This window comes from Gynuella sp. (assembly GCF_050297175.1).
Lineage (GTDB): Bacteria > Pseudomonadota > Gammaproteobacteria > Pseudomonadales > Natronospirillaceae > Gynuella.
Map to the genome: position 1 here is coordinate 213,262 of NZ_JBNKSF010000034.1, position 15,850 is coordinate 229,111.

Below are 15,850 nucleotides of genomic sequence, written 5' to 3' on the forward strand. Positions count from 1 at the left end.
CATGGTCGGATGGCGACTTCTAACCATTCCAATCGATATTGACTAACCAGTCTTCCAGCGAATCCGAAGTGCCCGGTTCACTGGAATCAGCGACGCCTCCTCGCGGAGGGAATTATGGGGCCTCTGAAATTTTCAGAGGTTCCTTATTGATAGTCGACCCAAATCCCCCCCTGATCAGCCGACCGAACACAATTTTCAACCCAACGCACCCCCTCATAACCAGCATCAGCAGTTGGGATACACAACTCATCAATCAAATCTGGATTACCGTTATCCATCGCCTCAATGGCCATGGCAAAGCGGTAATACAGATTGGACCATGCCTCGAAGTAGCCTTCCGGATGACCGCCACCTACCCGATCATCCACCTGCGCTTCCGGATACAGATACCCCATCCCACGCTCAATCACTCGTGCCGGCTCACCCTGTATTTCATAACGCAGCTGATTGGGATGCTCATCCCACCATTCAATGCTGGCTTTGGAACCGACCACCCGCACTTTCTGCTGATGCATCGAACCGGCATTGACCGCCGAAATCCACATGGACGCCATAGCTCCGGTATCATATTCCATCATCACAAAGGCATTGTCCTCCAGCGGCGCACGGGTTTTCACAAAACTCTGGCGCGAGCACAACAACTTTTTAATCTGCAACTGCGGCAACATCACCTCAGACAAATACAGTGGATGGGTGCCAAGATCACCGAGCACATAACTTGGTCCGGCCACCTCCGGATTCACCCGCCAACGGGTACTGGGACTGGCCAGCTCAACGGGCTCGCTGTGAAAGCCATGGGCAAAGCTCATCTGCACAATGCGAATATCACCCAGATCCCCCTGCGCAATCATTGCTCTGGCCTGACGAATCATCTGATGCCCGGCATAACCGTAGGTCACGCAAATCAAACGGTTTTGCTGCGCTGCCAAATCCCGCAACTCTTTCGCTTCCGCCACCGTAAAACACAAGGGTTTCTCGCAGATAACATGCAGACCCGCCAACAACGCTGCCCGGGTAATGGTGTAATGGGTATTATTGGGTGTGGCAATGGTCACCGCTTCAATACCATCGGCTCTTTTGGCCTCCTCGGCAAACATGGTCTGATAATTGGCATAGCAGCGACCTGGGGATACCAGCAGCGTCTCACCAAAAGCCTTCCCGGCCTCAGGGTCAATATCGAATGCGCCGGCCAGCAGTTGAAACGAGTTATCCCGCAAAGCCGCGGATCGATGACTGTAACCAACCTGGGCGCCTCTGCCACCCCCGACCATCCCCCAACGAACGGGCCGGCGTGTTTTGATTTCACCAAAAAGCATAATTCACCTCATAAAAATGAGCCGCTGTAAAAGCCGGGCGGACATCACGTCACCTGCGGGATATATCAGTACCGTACTACGGTGAGTTAACAAACCAACCGCTCCAATTTCGACAAGACTCTGCTGTTATTGTTGTTTGATAAAGAATTTTTATTTCGAAAAATTGGATTTTGAAATATTTAAACTGAAGTCAGGTACTTTAGAAACCCCTGTCCCGAAAATAATTCAATCAGGGGGTGTTTGGCAGGGCTCAAAGCTGACGAGTAACAAATCTGGCAAAGTCATCATAGCAGACCGACGCAGAACCGCTCCCGGTCACCGTCAGCACAGACGGCAGACCGGAAGCTGGAGAAAGCTGTCACTCTCTCCATCGATGACTACTGCTTCAGATAGAAGCGCGCAAAGCCATCATCCATGACACTGTCGAACACCAGATGATCATTGGCCAACGTCTTGGCTTTCGGTGACGTTCTGAACGTCACCCGGGCACTCCCCAGGGTATTAGCAAACTGCCAGTTACCGTCTGCCGCTGGATCGAAAGTCTTCTGAGTCAACAGGTAGTTAGCGATCACATCGCGGTTTTTATCCGGCGCATCGATCACAATGCTCGAACCATCCAAGCCGGGGAAATGACCACCGCCACCAGCACGATAATTATTGGTTGCCACCAGAAACTCGGCATTCATATCAATCGGCTTGCCTTCAAAGGTCAGATTGACGATACGCTCACTACCTGGATTTTGCAGTTCACCCTTACTGCTGTAGCGGGCTGGCTGAGTGACATCGATCTGATAACGAACCCCATCGATCACATCAAAGTTATAGGTAGGGAAATTCTCGTTCACCAAATTCTGATCCACTCCGGCAGCCGGGTCGATCTGGTTGAATTGACCGGCAGACATCTCCAGCCACTCTTTCACTTCAGCTCCGCTCAGCTTCACGACTTTCAGATCATTCGGATAGATGTACAGATCACTGACGTTACGCAAAGCGATATCACCAGCAGGTACATCAGTGTAGTAATCCGCGCCACCGCGACCACCCGCTTTAAACGGTGCCGCTGCCGACAGAACCGGCAGACCTTCATAAGAAGTTCCCTGAATGATTTCCTTCACGTACCAGGTCTGGGCATTGCTGACCACCTGTACCGATGGATCATCCTGTACCAGGGCAAAGAAACTATTGATGTCAGAGGTCGATTCACCGACTTTCTGACGCATGTAGGCAATCGTCCCTTGATGATCAAACTGAACAGCGGTATTGATTTCGCTGGCTGCCTGCACCAATGGAATCACATCACGACCTTCACGCTTGTAAATCGGCCGGGCTTCAGACTTACCATTCACCACATTCCAGCGGCCTTTGTCATTATTCAGAGTCAGATCAACCACTCCGAGATGGCTGCCCCAGAATCCTGGCATAACGGCCGGTACCCCATACACGGTACCTTTATCGGCATCCACCCCCTCGTAATCGGCAAAAGCTTCATCGCCTGGAAACACCAAGTGCGAATGACCGAACAGAATGGCATCGATACCCGGTACTTTGGCCAGATAGTAAGTGGCATTCTCATCCATTCCCTGGCGCGGATTGTTGTACATGCCGCTATGCGGGACCGCGATCACGATGTCGGCACCTTTGGCTTTCATTTCCGGTACAAACTTTTTCGCACTCTCAACGATGTCCCTGGCCACCACCCGACCGGTCAGATTGCTCTGGTCCCAGGTCATGATCTGAGGCGGGACAAAACCGATATACCCGATTTTCAGAAACTGCTCATTGCCATCCGTATCCACTACTTTTTTGGTTTTGATGATATAAGGCTGAAAATAATTCTGATCGTTGTCAGGATTACCATCATGATCATCCACATACACATTGGCATTCACATACGGAAAAGCGGCACCGCTCAAAGCCTTCATCAAAAAATCCAGACCATAATTGAACTCATGGTTACCAATATTGCCGACATCGTAATCCATCAGGTTCATAGCTTTGTAAGCCGGATGTGTTTCCCCAAACCGCAGCACCCTGCCTTTGGCCACATAATCCCCCAGAGGATTGCCCTGAATCAGGTCACCGTTATCCACCAGCACCGAGTTTTCAGCTTCCTTTCGTGCCTGTTTGATTAAGGTATACACTTTTGAAAGGCCCACAGTGTCGCTTTCAGCATCGCGATAGTAGTCATAATTGGTGATATGCATATGGATATCGGTCGTTTCCATCACCCGCAGATTCACCGTCGCGCTGTACGCTGGTGCGGTAATAATGGAAGCAATAGCCAGTGCTAAAACTTTTTTCATGGTGAACTCCAATTTTTCGGTGTTGCTGCATTCGAGGCAGTCTTGGTTGTTATCTGATCAGTTATGGTGCTATTCAACAATTGAAATATGAAAAAAACATGACCAGATGGTCATATTCGCGCCTGAGAGCCATACAGGCAAGGGATATGCCGTGTTATGGTGATTTTGTTCCGGTCAGGCAACAATAGTTTGACCTATACACACCATCTCTCAAACATCTGCTCATCGGTGAACAAACACCATCACCATAAATGCCAAACAGCGATAACTTAAGGTGAAAACTAAAGCGTTACTGTCGTTACAAGGTTTTTGGGCTGCCCTTGTGCATACGCCGCTACATTTTCAAACGCCGTACGGAAATAAAGCTCATAACTGTTGCGTTCCACATAGCCCAGATGCGGCAGAGCCGTGACATTCGGCAAAGACAGCAGCGGCTCGTTCGCCCGTGTTGCCGGCTCAACCTCATACACATCGAGCGCAGCCTGTTTACCCGGATGCGCCAGCATCTCTTCATACACGGCCCCGGTCTCCACCAGATCAGAGCGACTGGTGTTCACAAACAAAGAGTCAGCTTTCATCTGTTGCAGATCGGCCTTGGTCACACAGCCTCTGGTCGCTTCATTCAGACGCAAATGCAGAGTCACAATATCAGCCGTTGAAAAGAACTCTGCTTTTGATCCTGCAGCAGTAAAACCATCCTGCTGAGCAGCCAGGCGTGACGACTCACTGCCCCAAACCAGCACCGTCATCTCAAAAGCTTTGGCATATTGCGCCACCCGTCGACCAATTTTGCCATATCCCCAGATGCCCAAGGTCAACCCGTTCAGTGTCCGGCCCAGTCCGCGTCCACCGGAACACTGCCAGTGATCATCCTGAAGCTGGGCAGCATAGGCCGGAATATGTCTGGATGCCGCCATAATCAATGCCCAGCACAATTCTGCCGGCGCCACCGGAGAGCCCACACCCTCGGCGATATCCACACTATATTTTTGACACACGGATTGATTAAGATGATGGCTGATTTTACCGGTCTGACTGATCAATCGCAGCTTGGGAAGTTTTGATAGCAAAGACTCGGTGATGACCGTACGCTCACGAATCAGCACCAGCGCTTCCACATCGGCCAGCTTTGCCACCAACACTTCTTCCGGATATGTCTCTGTCAAAACCAACACCTCGTGATCGACCAGAAGATCAAAACAATCGAGATTTCTTACCACATCCTGGTAATCATCCAAAATAGCGACTTTCATGGCAGTTTCCTTGGTAATGAGATTATTGAAATCATTTGATAGTGAAAGTATTCGGTGATGTCAGTCGGTTATACCGCACGAATCAGTTGCCAGCATAAGCTCAGACAAAAATGCAGTATACCGATAGCCGTTAAAAAACCCGAATCAGGCGCTGCCGAAGTTGGCTCTAAAGAAGGTCGATCAGAATAGATATGAAATAGAAAAGTACAAAACAAAAAGGCTGGTTTCAAATCAGATTAAAACCAGCCTCTATTACGATAAAACGTTTGTGTATTCATCCTGCAATCAAATCATCTCTCTGATTGCAGGGTGATTCATTATGGTTTCCAGGCAGACACTTTTTTGAAGAACGCCAGAGTTTCATGTTCTGCATCATCCATCTCTTCCTGTGGAAAGTAACTGAGTTTAACAATCACAGTATTGGTATCAGGATCGATATAGACAAACTGTCCCTGCAACCCGATTGCCGAAAATGCGTTTGAACTGCCAATGGTCCACCATTGATAGCCATAACCTCCCATATTCGGATCTTCAGGCAGAACGGAATGAGTCGCCTTCTGAATATAATCGGCACTTACGAAGCGATGACCATTATATTCACCCTTCTGCAACACCATCTGTCCCAACCGGGCCCAGTCCCGCAATGTTGCATTGAAGCCGGCCCCCGTAAACTCACGGCCCTCACCCGGTGCACCATCCATGATGAAAAACCCGTTCTGCTCAGCACCGAGGGGCTCCCAGACTTTTTGAGCAGCGTAGGATGCAACGTTTGACCCATCCAGAACCCGCTCCAGTAACCACCCAAGTACAGCGGTATCAATCGTTTTGTACTCAAATACGGTACCCGGTTCATTTTTGCGTTCGAGATTTTTAGCCATATCCGCAAAACGCGACACATTCTTCACCAGCGCCAGAATATGGTTTCTGGCCGCGGTGCCCGGATTCGCGAAATCGTAGCGCTCTTCATACTTCACTCCCGACGCCATGGACAATATCTGACGAATGGTGACTCCCTTGTAAGCGCCTTCTGACAATTCAGGGATATAGTCGGTGATCGGTGCATCCAGTGATTTGATTCTCCCCTCTTCATGAGCAATGCCAATCAAAATAGAGACGAGTGACTTAGTCATGGACCAACCAATGTGACGGGTTTCAGGACGCATATTATTTAAATAGCGCTCATACACAATGTGGCCATCCTTCATCACCAGCATGGCATTGGTGTAGGTACGATCCAAAAACTCTTCGGCAGTATATGTCTTGCCGTTGAAGGTATAGGTCAGATCCATATCGGATTCAATTTTGGGTAGCACGGAAATGTCACCGGAACGCGCCACCTGACGAGTGGTAAATAAAGTATCCATGCTACGGAATGTCAGGGAATTCACGCTACGGTCCAACATATTCCAACGCAGATTTTGTACAGCGACAGGGACCTCAGACTCAGGCCCCACATTTGCAACCAACGGATCAATCACATTCTCAGCAGTAGATTGAAACGCCAGCAAAGAGCCGGACAATATACCTAATAACAGAGTTTTTTTAGGGAAGCTTCTTATGTTCATTTATGTTCCTCAAGATGGCTTTTAATAATTGTATTGTCGTGAATGAGCGTCCACTCAGATTCCACGGATGCCAGGATCAACACCATGTTTGCCATTTTTCGCCTGCCTGTCATATCCCATACAGGATAATGACAGGCATCAATAGGTAGGAGGAACCGTGCTTGCAAAAACCGAAGACCAGAGCCTACGTACCAACTCCGGCTGCCGGTTAATATTCATTTTGGAAAAAATACTCTTCAGCTGAATTCTCGCCGTGCCAATACTCACCCCTTTTTGATCCGCATATTCAGCCAGTGTCTGTCCCTCAGCCAAGGCAACGGCAATGCTCGACTCCGCTGGCGTCAGATCATACAAATGCTGAACTTCGGTGGGGTTAAGAGGCGCCTGATCCTGCCCTCGGAGATACACCACAACATGCCGTATACGCTTCAAACCAGGCTCAGCATCATCATTGGCCAACTCCGGCACCGGTGCCAGCATGAACTCTATCGGGCCTGAGGTGGTGGTATTAATCGTCGTAATATGCCGGGTATGCATGGTCTTCATAGCCAGCATTTCACTCATACTTCCAGAGAAGAAGCTCTTGTCTCTGGGTTTTGCGAAGTGTAACTGTTGGTTATGAAGCATCAACGCATCGGAATGGGCAATCAAATGCTGCGCTGCCTCATTGTGCCAGGTGACATTGGCGTATTGATCCAACACGATAATTCCGGCCCGCAAATGGTTGAGAACATTTTCGAGCATCTTATTTTGCCCACTGAGCTGACGAAAACTCTGCATCAACTGAACTGCCTGAGACAAGTGCGGTGCCAGCGAATGCAGAAACTGCTCTATGTCCTGACCGTATGGTCGTTCATCGTCACGGTGGCGATGAACAATAAGGCTTAAAAAGGTTCTGTCCGATATTTCGATATCCATCATAATGCCGGTATTCAAACCGGCACACGCCAGTCGTTCCACAAAGCGATTGTATTTCGGGCAACTCGAAGAAAACACATCTTCATCCCGGAGTATTTGCAGGGGGGAACGCAATTCGATCTGTAAACGGGGGTTTTCGCTGTTATTCACCCATTTATCATGCAGCTTGGCATGCTGAAGAGAAAACGAATCCCTGGCCCCCCAAATCAGTTCGCAGTAACCGGAATTATGTTTTCTGAAAACCTGCAACGCGACACTGGTCACATCCATATGATCTCTGATGGTATCCAGCGTTTCCACCCAGGCCCCGGGCGACATAACCCCGCGATAAATATCAGCAAATAGCTGATTGTCTTGTAGTGATTGCATACAAAATCCCCGCTATTCTTATTTTTATATGCCAAGTTCACCGATGAAAACCGCATCTCTCCACAACTGCAGTGAATCTCAGGTCAAACCTTTGGCAATAGGTTTCCAGCTTTTTATGGCAGAAAAATTGCTGTTTATTTCAAGGTAAACAGGTGATTAACAACCTTACCCCAAGGCCGCCTACTCGTATATGAAGACGCTACGAACAACATATCGCACACAAAACAAAGGTATCATCTTCGTCCGCAAGCATCTAAAATCCGAGAAATCACAGATTCCGATAAACAGATATTTTCCGAATAACCATTCCCGGTCAGCGTCAAAACCCTATTATTTTTCAGAAAGCCCCCGGCAAGTGCTGAACGATTGTTCTTTTTATAGATGCCGTGAGCAATCTTGTTGTGCCCTTTCTCAATGACTGCCCGTCACAATTGATTACATAGCCCGCAAGACCTTATTGACCATAAATCACGCAAAATGCAATCTCAAAACCGACCGTTCACTGTCTAGTAACACTCCTCCAGAAAGTCCGTTGTACCAGCTAACGCGATATCAAACAATACCAACCATATTTATGACCGTAATTGTTTTTAACTATGGAAATTCGCCGGATGATGGCAAGTCGAGGATACCTCCCTCGCAGGCGCTGACAGACCGGACCGGATTAATGATTTCCGGCAACAGCTCTGTGACGGTGGCCACAAATATTCACGGGGTAATTAATATAAGTGGCCTGAGTCATGAGGGCTTCTGATACAGACTCACCATCAATGCGATACTAGTCCGCAATCTCTCCGGTCATCACAAAACCACACCGAAAATACAGTCTTTTAGCTGGCAGGTTGTTGGATAACACTTGCAGATCGAGCCAATCGATCCATGGGTTACCACGACAAAAATTAAACGCCGTATTCACCAGTCTTGTACCAACACCCGGTGACAACAGAGTTCATCGCCCTAACGGCGCAAATCCATATGACTCATAATTTGGCCGTCGGCACTTTTCGCCAGCCACAACTTGCGCTAATCGGCAGACTCATACTCGATATCGATGCCCTTTTGAAACTTCTCGCAAGCCTCTGGTCGCGGAGTACTCTGGCACCTTAAGACCGGTTGGAACAATAGGGTCTGTTGGGTGCTGTTATTCTGTAGTTGACGCTCCGGGTATTCCAGAAAAGGCGGTAAACCAGCATTATCTGCCAGTACGATATTCATATGATGCTTCTGAGGTTGTTCTTTGGGTACGCATTATTGGACGTCCATTCAGCCAGAGCAGCCAGACTTGAAGAGCAGGGTTAACACGTATGACACCGGTACGTTAGAATTTGTCGCCGACATTATGCAAATGCCACAGATAGATTTTATCAAACCCATAACACCAGACTTCACCGCCCAAGCACCGATATACAGATATTTTCCGTCTTTCATCGCTTTGGCGGTTATGTATCAAGGCAAGGAGCCACACAAGGCTCCGATGATGGAAATCGCAGTGGCCCGGTATTACGAAAACACGCTCGGTATCGGTACATCGCCCAGATCAAAATCAGATACGACATCAGTACCCATTAGTCCCAAGTGCTCGCGAAGAGCCGCCATCATATGTAACACATTCAGTCGAGTGCCGTTGCTATCGTGCTTTCCTGTGACAAAGTTGATAGGTTGCTCACCATAACTGTCACTGGTTTCACCAAAAACACGTCCGCCCAAACCAGAACTTTTCGGATGCAACACCATCATCCCAGTGGTCGTGCCATGGTCTTTGCCTCCATCCGCATTGTATTTGCCGGCTCGACCGATATCAGAAGCCACCACGACAGTGGTTTGTTCTTCAATTCCAAAAAATTTTAATGCTTCCATAAGAGTATGGATTCCCTCAACCAGATCTCCCATCTGGCTGAACTGACGATCATTATTATAATGTGTATCAAATCCCGGCCAGGTCAGAGAAGCACAACAGGACGTACCCGTGGCAAAACTGGCCGCAGTGATCCGCGCCTGAAGTTTCAAAGAGGCTGCCCGATCACTATACCAATCAGGGTTGAAACCATTGCCACTGTTCAAACTATTGAGATTCTGCTGCAGAGGCAAAAACATGTTGACCTGCAGCCGCTCCGCTAACAACTGCTCCATCTTTTTCGCATATAAAGGAAATCCGCCAGCGCTGTTTTCCTTCATGATCTGTCGCTCAAGCCGTGCCAGATGTTTTTGAATAATCATCTGATAAACAGCATCGTCCTGACCCAGAGCTGGATCGGCCATCTGATCAATTAAACTGCCATCGCCCAACAAAGCCTTGGTAACATCCAGTTCGGCAGTATAATCCGCACCACCGTACGCGCTTCCAAACGTCAAATAAGCCAACGGTAAGCCTGAACCATAGGCAGCGCCATATAGAGCACTTAAACTCGGATAGTTCCCGGCTGAGCCGCTGAGCTTAAGACGTGAGCCCACAGAATGGCTGACAGTCATGGCATTTAACCCGCGAATAATGGTCAACTGATCATCATACGTGGTAAAAAATTTCTGATACTGATCGGCAACCCGTGCCTGAATATCACTGCCAACACTACCCGGTACCGCACTCCAGCGAATACCGTTCGGAGTAACGAGGGTATCATCCAGGTCCACATTGTTTACCCCCTTGGCCTGCCCTTTAGGGTCAAACAGACTCGTGGTATCCCAACCGCCATCTGCACCGATCGTTACCAGAAACTGGTTAGTACCACCAGCACCTGCGGCATAACCTTTACGGGTGATCACGGGCAGGCAGCCAACAGCCAGTCCGGAAAGAGCCAATAATTTTATAAAGTCACGTCTGTTCATAATGCGGTCCAATTCTGAATAAGCTGATGAATCATGTTGTTACTGTGAATAAGGCAATCAGTCATGTAAAAACTTTGCGTCCAGCAGCAGATAATTCATCACCGCCATCCAGGGCTTGATCGTATAGAAAGTGTCGTTCTTAATTTGCCTGGACGGTTCCAGCCAAATACGATACTGACCTCTTTGCTTCTCATACTCGCGGTTAACGATCGCCTGGCATTCGCTGTCCAGACTGGAGTTACCGGCATCCCGGTAATATTCATAGGCGGTCAAAAACAGGTCATATGTTTCATTGATTTCATCACTGTCCACACTCAGGGTTTCACCTACCAACCAGTCATGCAGATAAACGATATTGTTTTTAATCTTTGCTATTTCCGCCTCACTTTCCGGCTGGTCAGTGATCAAAACGTCAGGAAAAAGCACTCGATCCTGTACATCTTTGCGAAAATCATTGGTTACCGATTGACATGCCATTTCAGCAGCCATACGTTCCGAAAAGGCCTCTGATACACCGTTGATATTTGTCAGTCGCGTGGTATAAGCATCCGAATCAATCCCCCCATACAATACCTGCACTGAAGAGTTTTTCAGGACCGCCCAATTCAGATTGGTCGAGCTGTATATTTTGCGTGCCAGCATTTCCGGTGTAAGCAGACGGATGGAACGGACCTCATCCTCTCCCTCTCCCTCTCCCTCTCCGGATTGGGTGATACCATTAATACGATAATCATCAAGCTTGATCAGCGCCAAAACCAAATCGTTAATATAGTTGGTTTCAACGCCACTCGCAGAGAACTGGTCGTATATCGAACGAAAATACTCTGGGTTGTCATACTCACCCAATAAACCGTTATAGAGCGTGCGAATAATGGCACTGGTATAGTATCGTTTCTGAGCGACCACCTGCTTTGCCATCCATTGCAATGGGTCTACACCTTCCGGAGCATCCTGTGCAATACCGTCGATATTGAAGCCTGCCGGCAACATGCCCTCATAGTTCCAGAAATTGGAATCATATACCTGTTGTTCCTGAGTCCGCTCATGATAAATACTGGAATAAGAGAAATGCTCACGATCTGGCCAGTAAGTTCCATCGTTGAGCCAATGACGGAAGGAAGATGCGATCGGATCCATTACAACGTGACAAGCGGTACAATTGGGATCTTCCATAATGGGGTTATCGAACCCCTCACTCTCAATCGCATCCACCTGACTGGCCCCTATATCGATGTCGAGAAAAAACTTGAGCACCTTGGACGCACGCAAACGATTACGGTTACCACTGTTGGTTGGATAACGCTCCAGAAACATTTCTGATGTTAAAACGCCCGCCATCGGTAATGGATCGGTTTCGTCTACCTGATAAGTCAACAATGGAGGGTTTTTACTGGTGGCACCATTAATTTTTTTCGGCAATATGGCTGGTTGAAAATCATTAAAATCATAAAAATACAGATTATCTCCCGATGCCGGTTCCCGACCAGAGCTGGCCAGATTTTCATCCGTGTATTTGTATTCATTGCAGAAAAAAGACTTCGTCGTTTCTCCATCGTACTTCACATATTTGAAGTCATCACCGGTAAACAGGCTGCCATCCAGTTTGCGACCATGTATTTTATCGCGCTGGGTATAATAATTTACCATACGATAGTTCGCAGTCAGGATCTGTTCGATATCGAGATCGTTCATGGCAATATAACGGATTAACTCCAACGGCTCTTGGGAGAAAGACCAGTTAACCAGCTTGGTATAACAGCGGGTATCAAAATAAATATTACGCTCAAGGTAAGGGCTGGATGTGTTTTCCAAACCAGACGTGCTGGAGTAATTGGAATAATTGATCATGGAGCTGGCATTACCTACATATTTGTTGGTAAACAGAAGATCATTGAATGTGGTTTTCAGCCATACACCAAACTCAAATTCGGTCATCATTTCACGAACAACCTGATCAAAACCCGCCTCCGTCTCCGCGAGTGCATATTCAGCATCGGTAGGACGACGGTTAATGACGGTGGTAGAAAACCTGCGAAGCGTCTCCGGCAATGTCAGTATCGTATATTCCAGTTTCTGAGTTGAACTATCCGCGGTTTGCGTACTGAAATTATTCATAATATATCCAGCAACATCTTCCGCACAGGTACCAGTACAGGCACTTACAGATGCGATGGGCATGGTATCATTGATGACCTGTGTTAATTTCTTATACGAAGAACAGTTCTGGCAGCCTAATAAAGGTCCACCAACACCACCCGTGCCTTTATTGCCATGACACCCTGCACACATAGATTGATAGAGAGATTCGCCAGACCTTAGATCTGCCTCAATATAGGAGGCCGTATCAGTCGTTACGGTATCAATGTTACCCGTACTGCCTGATTCCCTGTCCGCCGGATTTGCAGACATATTACAGCCCGTTAGAAACAGCACGCAGGCACATATAATGGTTGATAAAAATATTCTCATAGACACCTTTTCAAATTTTACAATAGTCCTGTCGGTATGCCGGTTCCAGGCACAGCCTACAGCCATTTATTTTTATCATGAATATTCAAATAAAGTCGTGGGACAAAAAACTGGCAAAAACGGGGGAAAACAACGTGAAATAAATGATTGACTCAAGATTGCAACTCCTTAGCAAACAGCTTAAAAAGATCAAAATCTGTTAACAATTCTTACTGATAACATCAGTTTCAACATGCTCTTTCAATGCAATCTGAAAATCTGCATGACTGATCCACCACATCCGAAAACCAGACATTAATCTTAAACATTTTAATATTCATAATTTATGTTACTTTTCGCTGACAGGCCAAGTACTAAATGTCCACTTATTAAAATATAGTGACCTACTTAACAAACAGCCTGAAGATACAGAAAAAAAAAAGACCATAAACGTTTAAAACTGACTATTTGGAGCAACATACTCTTCACCCAAAACCGGTCTTCCTGTTTTTTTGCCCTGTATACCAGACAAATATCCAAAGGCTCGCCCCCACAACACATTTCATCGGTAGATGTTGTCAAAACACCCGGATAAACCAGCACAAATCAACACAACAGGACAATAGCGATACATTTCGAATAATTTAAATATGACAATGCAGCTCATACTGATACAAAACGATAACGTTCATGCGCGCTTAGCTTCTAAGGCATTGAAAGCTGAACCAGGGAATTTCAATCATCTGATGGCTCAAGGGCAAGATAGAGATTTCAAAAAAATAGACGTCATTTGACGGGTGATGCGCATCTATCCGCTCAAACCGCCTCAATATTTTTGTGCAATTGCGTTTGAACGACATTGATATATTTATAAGGCGTCAGCAGGCAGACATCGCCCCCTTAGTTTGCAGCCTGCACTGGCATCCGGATAGAGATCATCAATCTGCAACGCCGAGCCGGTCGCGGGTTACCTGGGTAGTGTCGCTTGTGTCATAAAGGTTTCTGATACAGACTCACCATCAATGCGATAATAATCCGCAATTTCTCCAGTAATCACAAAACCACACCGCAAATACAGTTGTTTGGCTGGTAGATTGTTGGATAACACCTGCAGATCAAGCCAATCAACAAATTGGTTATCACGACAAAAATCTAACACCGTATTCACCAGTTTAGTACCAACGCCCTGCTGACGATAGTTGTGATCAACGCCCATACCCAATAACACCCGGTGACGACAGAGTTCATCGCCGTAGTGGCGCAAATCCACATGACCCATAATTTGGCCGTCGGCACTTTTCGCCAGCCACAATTTGCGCCAATCGGCAGACTCGTACACGGCATTGATGCCCTTTTGAAACTTCTCGCGAGTCTCTGGCGGCAGAGTATTCTGGTACCTTGAGACGGGTTGGAACAACGGAGTCTGTTGGGTGCCGTTATCCTGTAGTTGACGCTCCAGGTATTCCAGAAAAGGCGATAAATCGGCTCTATCCGCCAGCACTATATTCATATGATTCGTCTGAGGTCGTTGTTTGGGTGCGTATCATACATTGCTTAGCGAAGCCTACGACACTTATGCCAGCCGGACAGAGCAGAAGCCGGAGCGTTTTCTCCCATGCCAGATTTGCCATCGTGCCAGGGCTTTGAGCCCTCGACGGCAAGCGCCATCCCCTTTACTCACCCCCGGCATCGGGTTAATGTACGGCCGCGCTGGCAAAATCCAGCGCCGGGACTTCTCAACCCCGAAAACCTACAGGCGGTCCAGAGCACAGATTTTTTCTGCGCTTCTGGCACCGACGCTTTGGCGTGCCCATTTGTTTTGGCAGGCCGGGCGGGCCAGCTTCGGCTGGGCCGTCTCCTGTAGGACGGTGTTGAGAACCCGTTTCGGCCTGCCCCCAACAGCTCTCAACCTGCTGGGGGTAGAAAGTATTCCTACAGGAACTCTATCTATGTCTGAAATCCGCCTTTCTGAAGTTCAATCTCTCGCGCTGTATCGGCGCAATTATCTCTCTGCGGTTGATTTTGCCGGCCAGCCACTGGTATTGCTGGATATCCATGCCTTTGGTTTATCTGATCAATCGACTGACGTGGCAACCCAGGTCAGTTCGATACTGGCCTATGTGCAACGGTTGTTGTCGGTGCATGAAGAACTGGAACTATTTGAGCTGGACCGGGACGCAGCAAAAGGCCTGACTGTGATTCTGAATCTGTGCCGTACCTTGCTCACCCTGCCGGGAGATCTGACGCCACAGGCGCATCGATAGGCTGCCGGAGCAGTTTTTCAGTGAGTGCTCACTCACCGGCAAATATCGGCATAGGCCAGGGATGGTCGAGGCGTTCATGAGTGTATCCAACAAACCCGTTTGAGTTGTTGCCGCACTCGCAGATTCAAGGAATCAGGCCGCACCCTCGTGCTATTCAATCGCTATAACTGTTCTGTCAGCAAATAGCAGATCTATGCTTCGTCCGGCGAAGCCGGCCACACACCATTTATGGCAGCTGTGCGATGGCGGCATTAAGGTAAGTACTCACTCAACAGGAAACACCGCCGCTGATCTTTTCTTATCTCAGCCTGGCCCTCTCAGGCTGATTGCTTTATGAACAATCTAAAAAAGCGATCAGAAAGATCGATTTTATTCAATTTATCAAATCACCACTGACTCGTAATATGCCTCCCAACGCTGGCACACAAGATCAGCATAGTTAAACCACAAGAGGAAAATGTTTACATGTCTATTATCAACAAAGAAATCCCCGAATTTTCAGTTCAGGCGTTCCACAATGGTGAATTCAAAACCATCACTTCTGAAGATGTGAAAGGCAGCTGGGCCATTTTCATTTTCTATCCTGCGGAT

Annotated in this window: 12 protein-coding genes; 2 read left to right on the forward strand and 10 right to left on the reverse strand. The window is 47.7% G+C overall.

Translation table 11 applies throughout. The features are described from left to right. Positions 1-143: 143 nt before the first annotated feature. The 10 genes from ACQY6I_RS13100 to ACQY6I_RS13145 form a co-directional block, all read right to left on the reverse strand. Complete coding sequence (locus ACQY6I_RS13100; RefSeq protein ID WP_428241937.1) at positions 144-1,316, reverse strand: Gfo/Idh/MocA family protein; 1,173 nt, start codon at positions 1,314-1,316, stop codon at positions 144-146. Between the two features lie 377 nt (positions 1,317-1,693). Further along, on the reverse strand, positions 1,694-3,619 hold the full coding sequence (locus ACQY6I_RS13105; protein ID WP_428241938.1) for a bifunctional 2',3'-cyclic-nucleotide 2'-phosphodiesterase/3'-nucleotidase: 1,926 nt from the start codon (positions 3,617-3,619) through the stop codon (positions 1,694-1,696). Between the two features lie 281 nt (positions 3,620-3,900). Then, on the reverse strand, positions 3,901-4,872 hold the full coding sequence (locus tag ACQY6I_RS13110; protein WP_428241939.1) for a D-2-hydroxyacid dehydrogenase family protein: 972 nt from the start codon (positions 4,870-4,872) through the stop codon (positions 3,901-3,903). A gap of 317 nt (positions 4,873-5,189) precedes the next feature. Next, positions 5,190-6,437, reverse strand: coding sequence for a serine hydrolase domain-containing protein (locus ACQY6I_RS13115; RefSeq protein ID WP_428241940.1), 1,248 nt, complete (start codon positions 6,435-6,437; stop codon positions 5,190-5,192). A gap of 138 nt (positions 6,438-6,575) precedes the next feature. After that, complete coding sequence (locus tag ACQY6I_RS13120) at positions 6,576-7,724, reverse strand: helix-turn-helix transcriptional regulator (protein WP_428241941.1); 1,149 nt, start codon at positions 7,722-7,724, stop codon at positions 6,576-6,578. A gap of 778 nt (positions 7,725-8,502) precedes the next feature. Beyond that, complete coding sequence (locus ACQY6I_RS13125; protein ID WP_428241942.1) at positions 8,503-8,667, reverse strand: GNAT family N-acetyltransferase; 165 nt, start codon at positions 8,665-8,667, stop codon at positions 8,503-8,505. A gap of 80 nt (positions 8,668-8,747) precedes the next feature. Continuing rightward, the gene (locus tag ACQY6I_RS13130) at positions 8,748-8,939 is read right to left on the reverse strand and encodes a hypothetical protein (RefSeq protein ID WP_428241943.1); all 192 of its coding nucleotides are present in this window, start codon (positions 8,937-8,939) and stop codon (positions 8,748-8,750) included. Between the two features lie 285 nt (positions 8,940-9,224). Next, entirely contained in the window at positions 9,225-10,547 is a 1,323-nt protein-coding gene (locus ACQY6I_RS13135; protein ID WP_428241944.1) for a DUF1501 domain-containing protein, read from the reverse strand. Between the two features lie 57 nt (positions 10,548-10,604). Further along, positions 10,605-12,956: a c-type cytochrome gene (locus tag ACQY6I_RS13140; RefSeq protein WP_428241945.1), complete on the reverse strand. Its 2,352-nt coding sequence runs from the start codon at positions 12,954-12,956 to the stop codon at positions 10,605-10,607. 1,006 nt (positions 12,957-13,962) lie between these two features. After that, positions 13,963-14,505 carry a GNAT family N-acetyltransferase gene (locus tag ACQY6I_RS13145; protein ID WP_428241946.1) on the reverse strand — a complete coding sequence of 181 codons (543 nt, stop codon included), beginning with the start codon at positions 14,503-14,505 and terminating at the stop codon, positions 13,963-13,965. A gap of 22 nt (positions 14,506-14,527) precedes the next feature. On the opposite strand from ACQY6I_RS13145, the gene ACQY6I_RS13150 reads away from it, so the two are divergent. Then, on the forward strand, positions 14,528-15,259 hold the full coding sequence (locus ACQY6I_RS13150; RefSeq protein WP_428241947.1) for a hypothetical protein: 732 nt from the start codon (positions 14,528-14,530) through the stop codon (positions 15,257-15,259). A 471-nt stretch (positions 15,260-15,730) separates the two neighbouring features. Next, the coding region (locus ACQY6I_RS13155) for a redoxin domain-containing protein (RefSeq protein WP_428241950.1) at positions 15,731-15,850 on the forward strand (120 nt) is incomplete at its 3' end.